General features: G+C 74.7%; 8 protein-coding genes and 1 pseudogene. 3 read left to right on the top strand and 6 right to left on the bottom strand.

The genetic code is table 11. From position 1 onward, the window contains the following. Positions 1–87 precede the first annotated feature (87 nt). From FRAEUI1C_RS25050 to FRAEUI1C_RS25040, 3 genes are all read right to left on the bottom strand, one after another. Entirely contained in the window at positions 88–4,326 is a 4,239-nt protein-coding gene (locus FRAEUI1C_RS25050; RefSeq protein WP_013426155.1) for a diguanylate cyclase domain-containing protein, read from the bottom strand. A 262-nt stretch (positions 4,327–4,588) separates the two neighbouring features. Further along, positions 4,589–5,359, bottom strand: coding sequence for an SDR family oxidoreductase (locus FRAEUI1C_RS25045; protein ID WP_013426154.1), 771 nt, complete (start codon positions 5,357–5,359; stop codon positions 4,589–4,591). 94 nt (positions 5,360–5,453) lie between these two features. After that, on the bottom strand, positions 5,454–6,296 hold the full coding sequence (locus FRAEUI1C_RS25040; RefSeq protein ID WP_013426153.1) for an SDR family oxidoreductase: 843 nt from the start codon (positions 6,294–6,296) through the stop codon (positions 5,454–5,456). 110 nt (positions 6,297–6,406) lie between these two features. Between FRAEUI1C_RS25040 and FRAEUI1C_RS25035 the strand changes: the two genes are divergently transcribed. Both FRAEUI1C_RS25035 and FRAEUI1C_RS25030 read left to right on the top strand, forming a co-directional pair. Further along, positions 6,407–6,985: a TetR/AcrR family transcriptional regulator gene (locus FRAEUI1C_RS25035; RefSeq protein ID WP_013426152.1), complete on the top strand. Its 579-nt coding sequence runs from the start codon at positions 6,407–6,409 to the stop codon at positions 6,983–6,985. Between the two features lie 149 nt (positions 6,986–7,134). Continuing rightward, entirely contained in the window at positions 7,135–9,516 is a 2,382-nt protein-coding gene (locus FRAEUI1C_RS25030; protein WP_013426151.1) for a putative bifunctional diguanylate cyclase/phosphodiesterase, read from the top strand. On the opposite strand, the gene FRAEUI1C_RS25025 is transcribed toward FRAEUI1C_RS25030, so the two are convergent. The 3 genes and pseudogenes from FRAEUI1C_RS25025 to FRAEUI1C_RS25020 form a co-directional block, all read right to left on the bottom strand. Then, a complete protein-coding gene (locus FRAEUI1C_RS25025) occupies positions 9,476–11,236 on the bottom strand; it encodes a serine/threonine-protein kinase (protein ID WP_041259639.1) in 1,761 nt (586 codons plus the stop codon). The genes FRAEUI1C_RS25030 and FRAEUI1C_RS25025 overlap by 41 nt on opposite strands. A gap of 293 nt (positions 11,237–11,529) precedes the next feature. After that, positions 11,530–12,864 (bottom strand): annotated as a pseudogene (locus FRAEUI1C_RS41280) (putative bifunctional diguanylate cyclase/phosphodiesterase); the annotation flags it as partial. 1,163 nt (positions 12,865–14,027) lie between these two features. Continuing rightward, positions 14,028–16,385: an MMPL family transporter gene (locus tag FRAEUI1C_RS25020; protein WP_013426148.1), complete on the bottom strand. Its 2,358-nt coding sequence runs from the start codon at positions 16,383–16,385 to the stop codon at positions 14,028–14,030. A gap of 275 nt (positions 16,386–16,660) precedes the next feature. On the opposite strand from FRAEUI1C_RS25020, the gene FRAEUI1C_RS25015 reads away from it, so the two are divergent. Further along, positions 16,661–17,263, top strand: coding sequence for a TetR/AcrR family transcriptional regulator (locus FRAEUI1C_RS25015; protein WP_013426147.1), 603 nt, complete (start codon positions 16,661–16,663; stop codon positions 17,261–17,263). The last annotated feature ends 45 nt before the right edge of the window (positions 17,264–17,308 follow it).

Raw genomic sequence — 17,308 nt, 5'->3', positions numbered from 1 at the left:
AATCCTTGAATTCGGTCGCGCAACGGGAGTTGCCAGCCGACACACGCCTTGGTTATGCCCGTGCGCAGGCCCTGCTCACCTAAACCTTCACTCGGTCCCGTAGCGCTCGCCGGTCTCGTCGCGAGCCGCGGTGTCGATCGGCCTGATGGAACCGTCCGCGCCGGCCAGCGCGACCCGCGCCCGGCCGTGGCGCTTGGCGTCGTACATGGCGAGGTCGGCGGCGCGGACCGTCCGCAGTGGGTCGGGATAGGCGGTCGAGACCGCGGCCCCGATCGTGGCGGCGACCTTCAGCGGGCCCGCCTGGGTCCGCAACGGCTCGTCCAACGCGGCGACGACGCTGCCGGCGAGCTCGATCAGCTGGCCCTCGTGGGTGTTCTCGGCGAGCACGGCGAACTCGTCGCCACCGAGCCTCGCGACGGTGTCGCCCGGCCGGACCGCCGCCTCCAGCCGCCGGGCGATGATCTCCAGCACCTCGTCGCCGGTCCCGTGGCCGTACCGGTCGTTGATCGGTTTGAAGTCGTCCAGGTCGATGAACAGGACGCCGAAGTGCGCCGTCTGCGTCCAGCCCGCCTCGGCCGGCCCGCCGGCCGGCGCCACTCCCGCCGCGCTGTCGTACCCGTCGTCGTCGGCGCCGCCGCCCGGGCCGGGTTCGTCCGGGGCCGGGGCGGGCTCGCCCGGCGGCCCGACCCGCCAACGGGCCACCCGCAGCACGGCCTCGTCGAGGCGGCGGGCGAACGCGGCGCGGTTCGGCAGGCCGGTGAGCGGGTCGCGGAACGCGGCGGCGGTCAGCTCGTCCTGGAGCGCCTTGCGTTCGCCGATGTCATGACACGTCAGCAGCACCGCGGCCGCCGCCGGGTCCGGCGTGGTCGGCAGCCTCGACGCCGTGACGTCGAACCACCGGTACCAGCCTTCGGCGGTCCGGAGCCGGACGTCGCGCAGCCGGCGCGGGACCGGCGGCGCGTGCGCGTCGGTGGGCGACGGGCCGTCGGCGCCCGGTGCTGCCTGGGCCGCCGCGGCCAGGACGAAGGCGCGCAGCCGGGCGGCGTCGTCGGGGTGGACGAGGTCGGCGACATCATGGCCGGTCCAGTCGGTGGGCTGCTGGTGCAGGAGGCGGTACACCGACGGCCCGACGACGCGGATCCGCCCGTCCGGGGCGGCGACGGCGACGATGTCGTGCGCGCCGCGCAGCAGCGCCTCGAACCAGTCGGCGTCGCGGCGCACCGACCGGCGGCGACGGTCGTCGGCGACGGCCACGGCGACCAGCGTGAACGCGACGATGCCGAGCAGCAGCCCGAGGCCGGGCAGGGAGCTGCCGAGATCGTCGAAGACCACGGCCCGGTAGCGCTGCAGCAGGGTGGAGTACCCGGGGATCGTGCCCGTCGGCATGGCGAACGAGATCACGTGCGGGTCGGCCGACCGCACCTCGGTGGCGTTGGCGGCGGGGAGCCCGCGCAGCACGGCGGGATCGACGACGCGCTTGCCGACGACCGCGCTGTCCGAGCCGAAGGCGACGCGCCCGGTCGCGTCCACCAGCTCTAGCGCGCCCAGGGGAGCGAGCGAGCGGAAGATCACGGTCGGCAGGCCGTGGTGGGTCGAGCGCCCGATGACCAGGATCGCCACGGCCCGGTCGCCGCGCAGCACCGGTTCGAGGGCGTACACCCGCTGGGCTCCGCTCGCGTCGGTGGTGACCGGGGTCCACTGCGCCCGCCCGGCCACGGCGGCGCGCCAGAGCGGTCCGTGCGTGTCGACGGGCAGCCGGGCCGTCGACGGCAGCGTCGAGAGAACCTGGCCGGTCAGCGACGTGAGCAGCAGGTCCGTGTCGGGCCCGCCGACCGCGGACGCGGCGAACCGGCGCAGGATCTCGCGGTCGACCGCGGTGTTCGTGAACGTCCACGGCGCGCCCGACACGAAGGGCACCAGCCGCTGCGGGTCCAGGATCGTCGCCGCCGAGTCGTTGAACGCGGCCGCGACGGCCCGGTTCTGGGCGAGCGCAGCGGCGCGGGCGGTGCGCCGGGCGTCGCCCTCCTGGTGCAGCCGGATCCCGACGACGCCGAGCAGCAGGGCGGCGACCGTGAGCAGCAGGCTCACGGTGTGCAGCCAGCCCGGCCAGGGACGCCGGGTCCGGCTGGCCGCCGGGTCGCCCGCCGTGGCGTGCCGGGAGGCTGCGCGGCGGGAGGCGGCGCGGCGGGGCCAAAGCCGCCGGGCTCGGGCGCCCTCGGCCGCGGCCGAGGGCCAGGCGCTCGGTGCGCGGTCCTGCCGGGACGGCCGCGCGGTTCGCGCCGCCGCGGGCCGGTCCGGCGGCGTCCCGGCCGGACCGGCGGGCGGAACCGGGCGGGGCCGCGCCCCGGTCGGTTCGGCGGGCGGGGCCGGGTCCGGCGCGAACGCGGTGCGCGCCTGCGACCGGGCCCGTTTGGCCTCGTACATGGCGTGGTCGGCGGCCCGCAGCAGCGCGTGGACGTCCGGCACGGGCGTGGCCTCGGCGGGCCGCGCGCTCAGGGCGACCCCGATGCTGGCCCCGACCCGCATCCGTCGCGGCGAGGCCGCCCGGCCGCCGCCGGCGACCGCGTCGGCGGGGGGCAGCACGATCGGCCGCCCGATGGCCGCCACGAGGCGCTCGGACACCTGGCCCGCGGTGGCGTGGTCGGCGTCGCGCAGCAGCACGCCGAACTCGTCGCCGCCGAAGCGGCCGGCGAGGTCGCTCGGGCGCAGGGTGGCGAGGATGCGCTGGGCGACGATCCGCAGCACGTCGTCCCCCGCGGCGTGGCCGTGCAGGTCGTTGACCGGCTTGAAGCCGTCGAGGTCGATGAACAGCAGGGCGTCCCGGGTGCCCTCCTCGGCCGCGCGGGTGAGCGCGCCGGCGACCTGCGCGAGGAAGGTCGCCCGGTTGGCGAGGCCCGTCAGCGGGTCGTGCCAGGCCTGGTGGGACAGCCGGTCCTGCAGCGCCTTGCGCTCGCCGACCTCGTGGCAGGTGATCAGCACGCCGTCGAGGTCCGCGACGTCGCGCTCGTCGACCGCGGTGAGATCGAACCAGCGGAAGCCGTCGAGCCCGCCGCCCGCCTCCGGTCCGGTACCGGAGGCGGGCGCACCGCCCTCGGTGGCGGCGGGCCGTGGGCCGGTGCGCAGCCGGACATCGGTGACCGTCGTCTCGCCGGACGGCAGCCGGGTCAGCGCCGTCTCCACCCGGTCCCGGTCCTCGGGATGGACGAGGCCCAGCAGCGGCCGGCCGATCCAGTCGGTCCCGGTCTGGCCGAGCAGCCGGTGCGCGGACGGGCTCATGAACGCCACCGTGAGGCCGGCGCGGACCAGCACGATGATGTCGTGGGTGTTGCCGATCAGCTCGTACATCCGCGCGCGGGTCCGGCGGACCGCCGACTCGCGCAGCGCGCCGAACAGGACCAGCCCCAGGGCCGAGCCGCCCAGCAGGCCGACGAGCGTCCGGTCGCGGCTGGCCTGCTGGTCGCGCAGGTCGCCGTAGAGCTGCTTGGTGTGCACCTGGAACGCGGTGACGTAGCCGGTGGTCGGCTGCGGGGCCGCGATCACGGTCAGCTCATGCCCGGCCGCGTCCCGTTCCCGCCACACCGTCGCGCGCCCTGGTGGCAGCCGCGCCACCTGGGCCGGTTCGAGGACGCGCTGGCCGACGCCGGCCGGTCTCCACGACGAGATCGCGACACCCTTGCGGTCCAGCTGGGACAGCCCGCCCGCGCCGCGCTCCAGCGCGCCGAGGCGTTCCTGGAACCGTTCGCCGGCGGTGTCGACCGACAGGGAGACGAGCACGACCCGTGGCTGGCCTCCGCCCGGACCGGTCGCGCCGCCGCCCGCCTGGTCGCCGTCGTGTACCGGGGCCAGCGCGGCGCGGACCACCTTGCCGCCCGACACGAACGCCGACGACCAGCCCGACTGGCCCCGCAGCGCGGCCGGCCAGGCGGCACCCAGCTGCGCGGTGGAGATCACCGCCCCGGCCGGATGCGACGCGACGACGTGCCCGGCCGGGTCGACCAGCGCGACGGCCACGGTCGGGTTGCCCGTCGGCGTCAGGTCGAAGGCCCCGAGCAGGAGGGTGTCGCGGGCGGCATCGGTCGGGCTGAAGCCGGCGTTGTCGACCATCGTCTGGAGGATGCGGGGGTCGTCGGTCTGCGACCGGTAGCTCGCGATGCTCTCGACCAGGTCGACCTGGTTGGCGAGCCGGTCCCGTTCGGCGTGGCGCAGCTGCCAGTGCCCGATCAGCAGCGCGGCCAGTGCCAGCAGCGCGGCCAGTACGGCACCGGTGACGAGCGGCGCGGCACGGCCGAGCCAGCCCCGGCGCCGCGACCTTGTTCGCCCCCACATCCCCGAACATCCACCTTCGACGGGCGCGTTGACGTGGAGATCGCTATCTGTACGCAAAGGACTACTTGAAGTTACGCGCGGGCGCGTCCCTCAGCAAGGCGGGAAGGTCCCGCTCCTGGCTGGCTACCGACTACGGTCAACGCGACGACCGCCGCCCACTGGGGCGGGTAGCGGAGAACCGGCCCGGCCGGGGACCCGAGGCCGGTCGCCGCGGCGGCGACCTCGCGAGTCGGGCGGCCCGGCGGAGGCCCGCGACGGTGGCTCAGCCCGCCGGGGTGACCCCCGAGCCGAGCAGGGAGCCGCCGTCCACGACGAGGACCTCCCCGGTGATCCAGCCCGCGTGCTCGCTGGACAGCCACAGGGCAGCCGACGCGATGTCCGCGGGCTGGCCCAGTCGCGCCATCGGCCAGGGCCAGGCGGCCTCGGCCGGGTCCGCGCCTCTGCCCTCCCACAGGTAACGGGCGAAGTTGGTCTGGACGAGGCCCGGGGCGAGGGCGTTGACCCGGACACGTGGCCCGAGCTCGGTCGCGAGGTGCTTGGTCAGGTGGACCAGACCGGCCTTGGTCATGTCGTAGGCGCCGATCGGGCCGCCGTACTTCATCGCGCCGATCGAGGCGATGTTCAGGACGCTGCCGCCGTGCTCGGACTGCCACTGCCGCCAGGCCTGCTGGGTCCAGACGAGCGGCGCGCGCAGGTTGACCTCGACGGTCTTGTCGAACCGCGGCAGGTCGATGTCGATCAGCGGGCCCGCGTACGGGCTGGTGGCGGCGTTGTTGACCAGGATGTCGAGGCGGCCGAACGTCGCGAGGGCCGCGGCGACGGTCTCCTCGGCAGCCGCCGGACTGCCGGCGTGCGCCGGGTGGATCGCGACCTCGCCGTCGATCGAGGCCGCCGCCTTCTCCAGGCCCTCCCGCTTGCGCGAGCTCAGCATCACCTTGGCGCCGTTCTCGGCGAACGCCCTCGCGATGGCGGCACCGATGCCCTGCGACGCCCCAGTGACGAGCGCGACCTTGCCGGCGAGATCAACCTGCACGGCTGGTTCCTCCTGCCCTCGGCTGACTTCCGCGGGAGAGCTGCTTCCCCGGCAGACACGGTGCCCGCAACCGGCCTCAGGCGCCAGATCTCGGTCAGCTCCTCCCGGCGAACAGGTCGACCCGGCCCGTCGAGACCGCGGCGACAGCTCCGCCGTCGACCAGCAGGTCGATCCCGGTGACGAACGAGGCCGCGTCCGACAGGAGGAACTCGGCGGCGGCGGCGATGTCGTCCGGCGAGCCGAGCCGGCCGGTCCCGGAGGCCGCCACCATCGCGCGCATGCCGGCGCCCGACTCGGTCGCGAGCTCCTGCTGGCCCATCTTGGTCGAGATGACACCGGGGCTGATCGAGTTGACCCGGGCGCCCCGCCCGCCCCACGCGACGCTCGCCGCCCGCACCCGCAGCTGGTTGGCCCGCTTCGCGAAGGAGTAGGCGTAGCCCGGGCTCGGGAACGCGTCGGCGGCCGTGAACGGCAGCGCCAGCAGCTCGTCGGTCGCGGTGTTGGCGAGGGCGGCCTCGATCTCGCGGGCCGGCGGGGGAGCGAGGTAGCCGGACATGCTGGAGATCATCACGCCTGCGCCGCCCACCGCGATGACCTCGGCGAACGCGTCGAGCACCAGCGCGGTGCCGAGCAGGTCGACCTTCAGGATCGCGTCGACCGGCGCCTGCGCGGGGGAGAGCCCGGCGGTGTGGACGACGTGCCGGACCGGGCCGAGGGCCGCGGCGGCCCGCGCGAGCGCGTACACCGACTCCCGGGACGAGACGTCCACGACCTGCGTCGTCACCCGCTGGCCCTCGTCGCGCAGGACCTCGGCGACGGCGCTCAGCGCGGTCTCGTCGTAGTCGGCCAGCAGCACCGCCTTGCCGGTGCCGACGCGATGGGCGACGGCGGCGCCCATGCCCCCCGTGCCGATGACCACCAGTACCTCGTTCGGCATGCCCGTGCTCCAAACGTCCGCTTTCGAGACCACCAGTTTCGAGACGACCAGTCTCGGAAACGGGACTATACGCCCGCGGGTCGCGTCGGGCCGCTTCTAGACTCAAAGGGATGACAGGCGGGCGGCGGCGCAGTGAGAGCTCGCGGCTCGCGATCCTCGACGCGGCCCGTGACCTGCTGCTCGAACGCGGGTACGAGCGGCTGACGATCGACGCCATCGCTGCCCGAGCCGGCGTCGGCAAGCAGACGATCTACCGCTGGTGGGGCTCGAAGGGTGCCGTCGTCGCCGACGCGGCACTGGAGGGCGGCCTCGCGCCGCCGCTGGTCGCGCCGCCCGACACGGGGGACATCGAGGCCGACCTGCGGGCCTGGCTGCGCGACTGGACGTCGCGGCTGGCCTCCGGCGTGGGCACCAGCCTCATCCTCGCCCTCACCGCGGCCACGGCGGAGGACCATGCCGTCGCCGACGTGCTGTACGAGCGGTTCACCGCGCCACACGAGCAGCTGTTGCGCGACCGGCTGGAGCTGGCCCGGGTGGCGGGGCAGCTCGGGCCGCAGGCCCCGGTGCCGACGATCGCCGGCGTGCTCATCGGCTCGTTGCTCTACCGCGTGCTCAGCCGGCAGGAACCACCGACGGCCGACGACGCCGACCTGGTCGTGCGGGTGGTCCTCGGCGGCGCGGGCGGCTGACCCGCGCCGCGGCCCCGTTCGCAACTGTTCACTTTAGGTAACTATTTGTGTTCCCTACGTGCAGTGCGGGGAATGGGTTGACCGGAGGCCGGCGGCGGCTCGGCGCCCCGTTCGCGCCTGCCTGCTGGCCAGGAGGAGCTCGGCCGGTCATGGGTGATGGTGCGGCAGTCTCGGCGCGGGCCGGTAGCGGCGCGCGGCGGTTCGCCGTCGCCACGGTCGTCTACTCGCTGGTGCTGATGCTGTGCGCGGTCATCCTGCCGGTCGATCAGGCGTTGGCCCTGCTGCGGGTCAGCCTGTCCGTCGGTCTGCTGGGCGGAGGCGGACTGTGCCTGTGGGCGGCGAGCCGCCAACGCGGCGTGGAACGGCTCTGGCGCGCGCTGATGGGAGCGATGCTGCTAGGCGGGGCCCTCATCGGCACCCTCGTCCTGCTCGGCAACCTGGGCACCGAACGCGCCATCCCGACGCCGAAGAACGGCGTCCTGCTGGTGGCCCCGATCCTGCCCTGGCTGTGCGGGCTGGCCGGGCTGATGCTCTATCCGGCCGATCCCTACGACATAGGCCTGCGCGGGAGGGACGCGCTGCCGGGCCGGCGCTGGCATCTCGTGGCCGCGCTCGACAGCGTGATCGTGACCGGGGCGCTCGCGCTGATCGCCTGGATCCTCGTGCTCGACCGTGCTCTCGGCGCCGGGCCACGGTCCTCGGCGATCTATTACTTCATCTCCACCGGCATCGGCCAGACGCTCGTCGTGGCGGTGATCCTCCTCGCGGCGTTCCGGCGGCCGCGCCGTCCGCTCGGGTTGCTGCTGCTCGGGGGCGGTGAGCTGGCCTTCGCCCTGTCGACGCTCGCCTCGCTGTATTCCGCGATCCACGGCCTGGGCGACAGCCGGCCGGTGCTGAACCTCGGGATGGCCGTCGGGCCCCTCCTGATCGCGGGAGCGACCCTGCTGCCGCCGGCTCCCGCGCCCCCGGCGGCCACCGCGGTGGGGCCGCTGTCAGAAACCGCCGACACGGGCGCTCGGCGGCGCTGGTGGCACGCGGCGCTGCCCTACGTCCCGCTGCCGGTCGCCGCCGCGGTGACGCTGACGCACCTGCCGAGACAGCCCGGAATGCCGCGCGAGGTGTGGGCCCTGCTGGCGCTTTTCCTGCTGGCCCTGATCCGCCAGATGATCACGATGGCGGACAACACGAACCTCGTCACCCGCGTCGAGGAGGATCGGCTCGCCCTGCGCCGCCAGGCGTTCCACGACCCGCTGACGGGCCTGGCGAACCGGGCCCTGTTCGCCGACCGGCTCGCCCAGGCGCTCGCCCGGCGGGACCGGGCGCCGAACCGGCTGGCGCTGCTCTACTGCGATCTGGACGACTTCAAGCACATCAACGACGCGCTCGGTCATGCGGCCGGCGACGAGTTGCTGCGGGTCACCGCCGCCCGGCTGCTGGGCGCGGTGCGCGGCAGCGACACGGTGGCGAGGCTCGGCGGCGACGAGTTCGCCATCCTGCTGGAGCCGCTGGCCGACGACCCCGAACAGATCAGCCGCCGGGTCGGCGACGCGATCCGCGCGCCGATCACCGTCGCGGACAGTGAGTGCACCGTCCGGGCGAGCCTCGGGCTGGTCGTCGTGGAGCCGGACAGCGGCCCGATCAGTCCGGAGGCACTGCTGCACCGGGCCGACGTCGCCATGTACACCGCGAAGACGAACGCTGCCGGGACGCTGACGATCTACGGGCCGGAGCTGCTCGGCCCGCGTTCGCCCAGCGCCCTGCGCGCGGCGCTGGGCGCCGCACTGCGCGGCGACCGGGCCGGGGGCACGCTCGACGTCGACTATCGGCCGATCGTCGACCTCGCCAGCCGGGTGACCGTCGCGCACGAGGCCCGGCTCACCTGGATGCATCCCGACCTGGGCCCGGTGCAGCCGAGCCGACTGGTTGTCGTGGCCCGGTCGGCGGGCCTTGTCCCCGCGCTGGACAGCCAGTTGCTGCGCGCGGCCTGCGGGCACGCCTCCGTGCTGCGCGGCCAGGCCGGCGGACCGGTGCCGGTGCATGTCGTGATCTCCGCGGAGCGGTTCGCCGACGAGGCGACGACCCGCGAGGTGCTGGAGGCCCTCGACGTCACGGGCACGAGTCCGGGGGATCTGGTGCTCGGCGTCGAGGCGACCTCCCAGGCGCCGGACCTGGCCGCGGCGGCACGCGAGCTCGATCACCTGCGCGCGCTGGGCATGTCGGTCTCGCTGGCCCATCTGGGCCGCTACGACACGTCCCTGGCCGCGTTGCGCGTCCTGCCGGCGGACATCGTCGTGCTGGATCCGTCGTTCACCGAGGTGGTCGTCGGCAGCCGGCACGAGCCGCGGACCGCCATCCTGCTCAATGCCCTGCTGACGGCTGTTCGCCAGCTGGGCCTGACGGTGGTCGCCGCCGGGGTGGACGACGAGGCGGCGGCCGCCCGCGTCCGCGAGCTCGGCTGCGCGCTCGCGTCCGGACGCCTGTTCGGCGGGGTCAGGACCGGGCGCAGTTGTCGGCCTGCAGTTCGAGGCTGACGGGTTCGGTGGCGAGCTGGTTCGTGCCGGGGGCGGGAGCCTGGCTGACGACGACGCCGGCGGTCGGCGAGCCCAGGCACTTGTACACGTACGGGATGTTGGTGAGCCCGTGGGCCTTGAGGGAGGTGGCCGCGCCGTCGAGGGTCAGGCCGCGGACGTCGGGGACCGTCCCGCAGTTGTTCGCCTCCAGGTAGAGGTGGACCGGGTCGGTGCGCACGGCGCGGGTACCGGACACCGGGTCCTGGCGGACGACGGTGTCGGCGGGGCTGTCCGCGTAGCAGCCGTACAGGTAGGGCAGGTTGCCGAACCCGGCCTGCTTCAGGGTGGCGGAGGCCTGGTCGAGGCTCAGCTTCCGTACGTCGGGCACGGTCGCGTGGTCGTCCTCGGCCGGCTGGACCTGCCCCGAGGCCGGGGTGTCGGCGGCCTGCGCGTGGTTGGGCCGGCTGGCCGGGCCGGTGGCGGCCGAGGCGCTCGGCCCGACAGCCGGGACGGCGTCACCAGTCGCGGTCGTGGCCGGCGGGGCCGTGGCGGCGGGGCGTGTGGCCGCGAGGGGCGTGGCGCCGCCCGAGCCGTGATCGCCGCCGACGGCCGCCGCGAGGGCCCACGACCCGGCGGTGAGGATGACGGCCGCCGCGAGGACCGCCGCCCAGATCAGCCGCGCGGGGCGCCTCGCGCCGGCCGGCCGAGCGGGCGCGGGATCGGCTTCCGGGCCGCCCGCCGCGGCGGGCGCGGGAGCCGGCGTGGCGAGCGCGGTCTCGGACGTCATCTCGCCCAGCGGCGGCGGGAACCCGTCGGGCCGGGGCGACAGGACGGTCTCGTCGTGCTCGGGCGGTGCGGCCGCCGCACCGGCGACGGCACCGGTAACGGGGACGGCTAGGCGCGGGCCGGTGGCCTGGCCGGGGGACGGGGTGGCGGTCAGCGCGGTCGTGAGCTCGACGCGGGCCTCGCCGGCCGTCGCCGGACGGTCGGTCGGGCTCTTGGCGAGCAGCCGTGCGAGCGTGGGCCACAGTGTCCCGGGCAGGCCGTCGAGCGGCGCGGGCGACTGCTCCAGGTGCGCGCGCAGCATCGCGATCGGATGGTCGGCGTCGAACGGCGCCCGGCCGCTGAGCAGCTCGTAGAGGACGATGCCGAGGCTGTACAGGTCGGCGGCGGGGGTGGCCCGCGTCTGCCCGGACAGCTCCGGCGCCATGTATCGCGGGGTACCGATCAGGCCGGTTCGCCGGGTGATCGCCGCGCCGTAGGTGAGCCGGGCGATCCCGAAGTCGGTGAGCATCGCCTGGGGGCGGCCGGGATCGGTGGTGTCGACGAGGATGTTCTCCGGCTTGACGTCCCGGTGGACCACACCCTGGCCGTGCACGACGGTGAGGGCGTCCAGAACCTGGTCGGTCAGCCCGACCGCGGCCGTCGGGTCGAGCGGTCCTGACGCGCGCAGGTAGCGCCTCAGGTCGGTGCCCTCGACCAGGTCCATGACGATCGCCAGGGTGTCGCCCTCGGCGACCAGGTCACGCACCCTGACGAGATGCGGGTGTTCGAAGCCGAGCAGCACCCTGCGCTCGCGCAGGAAGCGTTCGACGACCTCGGGGTCCTCGGTGAGCTCGGCCCGCAGGATCTTGACGGCGACCGGGCTGCCGTCCGCCTCGCGGACGCCGCGCCAGACCTCGCCGCTCGCGCCACGGCCCAGTGGGGCGTGCAGGACGTATTGGGAACCAAGCCGGCGCACAGGCGACACCCCCCGCTGTCTCTGGTGGCCAGGGACAGTCTATGAGGAGGTGCGCAGGTCAGGGCAGGTGGTCTCGACCCGCGGGCGTGCGCGTGGGCGGCCGGCGGCGCGCGGCCGCGACCGTCGGGACGCGGCCGTGGGTCGGCGGGCCCGCGCAGCCCGGCGTTCGGGCCCGGCCGTTCGGTCTCCCCGGCCTGGGAACGGGCCGACCGCGGGGTGCCGTGCCCGTCGGAGATCGGGCCGGGGCGGCCGGGGGCGGCCGCCAGAAGCTCCAGCGTCCGCGGCGGGCCGAGCAGGCTGCCCTGCCCGAACCCGCAGCCGGCCGCGCGCAGGTCCTCCAGCTGGGTGGGCGTCTCGATGCCGTCGGCGCCCACCGCCAGTCCGGTCGCGGCGGCGAAGCCGATGACGGCGGCCCGGGCGGACGGCAGGCTCGGCCAGGGCGACGGCCGCGCGGTCACCAGGTCGGCGGAGAGGAGGGCGTCCAGCTTCAGGAGGCGCAGCGGCAGCTGGTAGAGCGCGGCGAGCGACGTGTCGGCGCCGCCGACGTCGTCGAGCGCGATGTCGACCCCGCTGCCGACCAGCCGGCGCAGCGTCGTCTCGGCGGCGGCCAGGTCCGGGATGTGGGCGGTGCCGGCGACCTCCAGGACCAGCGCGCCGGCGTCCAGCCCGTGACGGCGCAGCGCTCCCTCGACCAGGTCGGCGAGCTCCCGGCCGCCCACCCGGCTCGGGGAGACGTTGACGTGCAGCCGGACCGGGGCACGCAGCCGGTCGCGGACCGCGGGCAATTCTCGGCAGGCCCGGGTGAGCAGGCGGGTCTCCAGCTCGGCGATGGAGCCGTCCCGCTCGGCGGCCCGGAGCAGCTCGTGGGCCGGCACCGGGTAGCCGGAGGGCCGCACCCAGCAGAGCAGCGCCTCGGCCCCGATGGCCTGGCCGTCGGCCAGGCGGCGGATCGGCTGGTAACAGACGGCGAGTTCGCCGGTGGTGCCGTCGGTCGTCGGCTTGAGCGTGAGCGACGGGCCGATGGTGGCCGCGACGCTCGTGGCCACGGGCTCGCCGCCGTGTGACAGGACGAGACCGCCCTTGTGGCTGTGTTTGGCGGTGTACATCGCGGTGTCGGCCCGGTGCAGCAGCTGCTCGGCGTCGTCCACCGGCTCCTGGACGTCGGCGATCGCGAGGCCGATGCTGACCCGCACGTACCGCCGGCTCCCGCGGACGGTGAACGGCTGGCGCATGACGGCGAGGATCCGCCGCCCGGTGTGCTCGCCGGTGATCCGTGCCTCGCCCGCCCCGGCCAGGTCGGTGAGCAGGATGGCGAACTCGTCGCCGCCGAGCCGGGCCGCGAGGTCCTCGTCCCGCACCGCGCCGCGCAGCCGGCCGGCGACGGCGCGCAGCAGGTCGTCGCCGGCCGCGTGCCCCAGGGTGTCGTTGATGCTCTTGAAGTCGTCCAGGTCGCAGAACAGCACGATCACCGCCTGCCGCTCGGCGCGGTGGTTCTCGATCGCCCGTTCCAGCTCGCTGGTGAACAGCGCGCGGTTCGGCAGGTTGGTGAGTGCGTCATGGAACGCCTGGTAGCGCAGCCGTTCGTGCGTTGACTGCAGGGTCGCGAGCAGCCGGACGTTCTCCGCCATCGTGATGATCTGGCGAAGCGTGACCAGGGTGGCCAGCAGCAGGGCCAGGTACAGCGAGGCGCCGCCCAGTGTCGTGCCGCTGACCGCCAGCCCGACGATGAGCAGCGCGGCGGCGCCGAGCGGGAGATAGGGCACGTAGACGTGGGCCCACGGCCAGACCAGGCCTTTCCCCAGCCTCGCCGCCGCCGCGTTCTTCTGATCACCGGACTCCCGGTCACCGGTTTCCTGGGCACCGGCCTGCCCGCTGCGCTCCGGGACGACGAGCGCGAGGGCCACCAGGGGCTGACCGACGGCCAGGCCGATCCAGTAGGGCGCCGTGTGCGCGAGGTTCTCGGTGCCGTCGAGGGTCAGGCTGACCACGGCGGTGTCGGGGGCGACCAGCGCGGCGAGCCCCGCGATCAGCAGTGCCACCGACCGCCCGTTGCGCGGCCGGCGGAAGGTCGCCAGCAGCATCGCCAGAACCACGGTGAGCACGCCCCACAGGGGGAGGGCCATGGCGAGGACGAACGCCATCCCGCCGACGCCGCTGGCCACGATCTCGTTGAGGGTGGTGGTCCAGATGATGAACAGCATCGAGACCACGATCACCAGGCCGTCCAGCGCGACGAGGGCGTTCGAGTAGCGCGGCCGGCTGCCGGGACCCCGGGGCAGGCCCCGCACGTCGCGGTCCGGCTCCGTCGGGATCAGGAGCAGCGCGACGGTCATGATGAGGAAGGGCACCAGGTAGAGAGCGTCCACCGGGCCGAGCGCGACCCGCTGGACGTGGTGAAGCGGGTAGTGACGGATCCAGTCGGCGGCCCCGGTGAGCTCGAAGGCCAGCGTCACCCAGGTCAGCAGCCGCCAGCGCCGCTCGACGCCGCGGGTGCGGACCACGCCCACGCCGGCGATCATCACCGCGGCGAGGTTGGACGCCGCCACCGAGACCGCCTGGACGTTCAGCCGGTGCTGCCCCTCGAACAGCAGCGGCACGAACGCCAGCACGATCAGCAGCCCGACGCCGGCGGCCATCATCCGGAACACACCCTCCGGAACCGGGCGGACCTCCTGCGGGTCCGAGCTCCCGGCGTCGACGCTGCTGGATCGCATGGGCGGGCCCCCTCCCCCGGGGCAGTATTGCCGGCGGCGTGGCAGGTCACACGCCGGCAGGCGCCCAGCGCCGCGGGCTACCGGATCGTGATGCCGCTGGTGGCCCGCCGCTGGCTGGGCAGGCCCCCGTCGGTCTCGCGGGCCGTTCCCGTGGCGACGGCGTCCGGCTGGCCGGCCGCGTCCGGGCCGAGGGCCGCCGGGCCGTCGAGGCGTTTGCCCTCGACGTCGATGTCCGGCAGCCGCCGGTCGAGCCAGCTGGGCAGCCACCAGGCGCGCCGGCCGAGCAGCGACATCACGGCCGGCACGAGCGTCATCCGGACGACGAAGGCGTCGACGAGCACGCCGAAGGCGAGCGCGAAGCCGACGGACTGGATGATCGGCTCGCTGGACAGGATGAAGCCGGCGAACACGCTGATCATGATGATCGCGGCCGCGGTCACCACCCGGGCGCCGTGCCGGAACCCGACGGTCACCGCGTCGTCCGGGCCGCGCCCGTGCACGTACTCCTCCCGCATCCGGGTGACCAGGAAGACCTCGTAGTCCATGGCCAGGCCGAACAGGACCCCGACGAGGAAGATCGGCAGCATACTCACGATCGGCCCGGTGGAACTGACCCCGAACAGGTCCTTCAGCCAGCCCCACTGGAACACGGCCACGACGGCGCCGAAGGTCGCGACCACGCTCAGCAGGAACCCGAGGGTCGCCTTGAGTGGCACCAGGACACTGCGGAAGACCAGCAGGAGCAGCACGAAGGCCAGGCCGACGACCACCGCGAGGTAGGGGATGAGCGCGGCCGAGAGCTTCTCGGAGATGTCGATGTTGACCGCGGTCGTGCCGGTCACCATGGCGACCGCGCCGGTGGCCGCCGTGAGCGCGCCGGCCTGCGACCGGATCGTGTGCACCAGGTGCTCGGTCGCGGCCTCGCTCGGGCCGCTGCCAGGAGTGACCGAGAACGTCGCCGTGTCCCGTGCCTTGTTGAAGGTGGCGGGACCGACCGAGGTGACGTCCGGCAGCGCGCGGATCGTCGCGGCCACCTTGGCGACGGCCGCGGTGCGGTCGCCGGCGTGGGCCAGGTCGACGACGAGCAGCAGCGGCCCGTTGAATCCGGCACCGAAACCATTGCTGAGCTGGTCATAGGCGATGCGCTGGGTGCTGGACGGCGCCGCCGTGCTGTCGTCGGGCAGGCCGAGGCGCAGGCTGGTGACGGGTGCCGCGACGAGCCCGAGGCCGAGGACCGCGGCCGCGACCACCCAGCCGCGGCGCCGGACCGCCAGCCTTGCCCACCTCTCGCCCATCGTCGGCCGGTTGCCGTCGGCCTCCGGGTCCCGCGACCGCAGTCCGGCGAAGCGTCGGGACAGGTGGCGCCCACGGCGCCGAGCGGGCGACGCCGCGCCGTCCGCCGGCCCGGCGGCCGCGAGCCGCCGGCCCGCGAACCCGAAGACGGCCGGCAGGAGGGTCAGCGCGATCGCGACGGCGATGGCGACCGTTCCGGCGGCGGCAAGCCCCATCTGAGTGAGGAACGGAATGCCCGCCACCGTGAGCGCGGCCAGCGCGATGACGACGGTGAGGCCGGCGAAGACCACGGCCGACCCGGCGGTGCCGACCGCGCGCCCGGCGGCCTGCTCGCCGTCCTCGCCGGCCGCGAGCTCGTGGCGGAACCGCGAGGTGATGAACAGGGCGTAGTCGATCCCGACGGCCAGGCCGATCATCAGGGCGAGCGTCGAGGTGCTGGAGCTCAGGTGCAGGAACCCGGTGGCGACCGAGATGCCGCACACGCCGATCGCCACGCCGAGCAGCGCGCTCAGCAGCGGCAGCCCGGCGGCGAGGAACGACCCGAAGGTGATCAGGAGCACGACCGCCGCGACGGCGATGCCGATCACCTCGGTCGCGCTCTGGGCGGCCGAGCCCGCCGTGGCCGAGCCGCCGAACTCGACGCCGAGGCCGGCCGACCTGGCCGGGCCGGCCGCGGCGAACAGCGCGTTTCGGGCCGCGTCGGTGACGTCGCGCTCCTGGACCGTGTAGTTCACGCTGGCGTAGGCGGTCCGGCCGTCCTCGGACACCGCCGCCCACTTCCCGCCGACGGTCGTGAACGGGTCGGTGACCCGGCCGACCAGCGGCGCGTGGGACAGGTCCTGGACCGCCTGCTCGATGGCCCCCTGCCGGGCCGGATCGGCCAGCGAGCCGGTCGAGCCGGCCGGCAGGGTGAAGACCACCCGGGCCGCGGCGGTATCCGCGCCGGCGCCGGGCATCCGCCCATTGAGCAGGTCGATCGCCTTCTGCGACTCGGTTCCCGGGATGGACAGCGCGTCCGAGGTCGATCCGGACAGCGTCGCGGCACCGACCCCCGCGAGGGCGAGAAGCAGGACCCACAGCGCGACCACGAGACGCCGGCGCCGGTACGCCGCTCGCCCCAGTCGGTACAGGTAGGTGGCCAACGGATGTCCCCTCGGATCGACGGCTCGGCGGCGGTCAGGCGCCATTTCCTCGGTCCCGACGCTAGCCGACCGGCAAGGAACTGACCAGCCGACCGGCTAGGATTTGCCTTGTCGTTCGGCTAACACTCCGCGGTGGGATCAAACGCCCGGTCCACGGCGTTCCTCCCGCGGGCCAAGGTCGGTGGCCCCCGTCACGTAGGCTGCCGTGGCCGTGGACACGTCCGTGGGAGCGCGCCACCGGCCGGTCGGGACGGTGGTGAGGAAGAGGACTGGGGATGGCGATGACGACGCTGGACGCCGCGACGCACCGCGCCGGCGCCGGTCGCGAGAAGGTGGTGGCCGCCGCCCTCGACCTGTTCGCGGAACGCGGCGTCAGCGCCACGTCGCTGCAGATGATCGCCGATCGCCTGGGCGTCACCAAGGCCGCCGTCTACTACCACTTCAAGGCCAAGCGGGACATCGTCCTCGCCGTCGTGCGGCCCGCGCTCGCGGAGCTCGGTTCCGTGGTCGAGGACGCCGAACGGGAACGATCGCAGGCGGTGCGGACCGAGCAGCTGCTCGTCGGCCTCGTCGACCTGCTCATCCGCAACCGGCGGCTCTACGCGATCCTCGAGGGCGACCTCGCCGTGGCGCAGATCCTCGCCACCGATCCCTTACTCGCGCCCCTGGGCGAGCGGCTCGTCGACGCGCTCGTCGGCCCGGACCCCGACCCGGGCCAGATCGTGGCCGCCAACCTCTTCCTCGCCGGCCTCAAGAGCGTCGGGGCCGGCGGCGCGGCGGACATCCCCGACGCCGAGCTACGCGGCTACATCCTCGACTGCGCGCACCGGCTGCTCCGCCGCCGACGCCAGCCCACCGGCCGTTCCGGGCCGTCCTGACGCTCCCGGCCACCCGAGCCGGCCTCCGTCACGTGAGCGCTCGGG

Origin of the sequence: Pseudofrankia inefficax (assembly GCF_000166135.1) — a bacterium.
Classification (GTDB): Bacteria; Actinomycetota; Actinomycetes; order Frankiales; family Frankiaceae; genus Pseudofrankia; species Pseudofrankia inefficax.
This window is presented reverse-complemented; position numbering and strand designations above follow the sequence as displayed.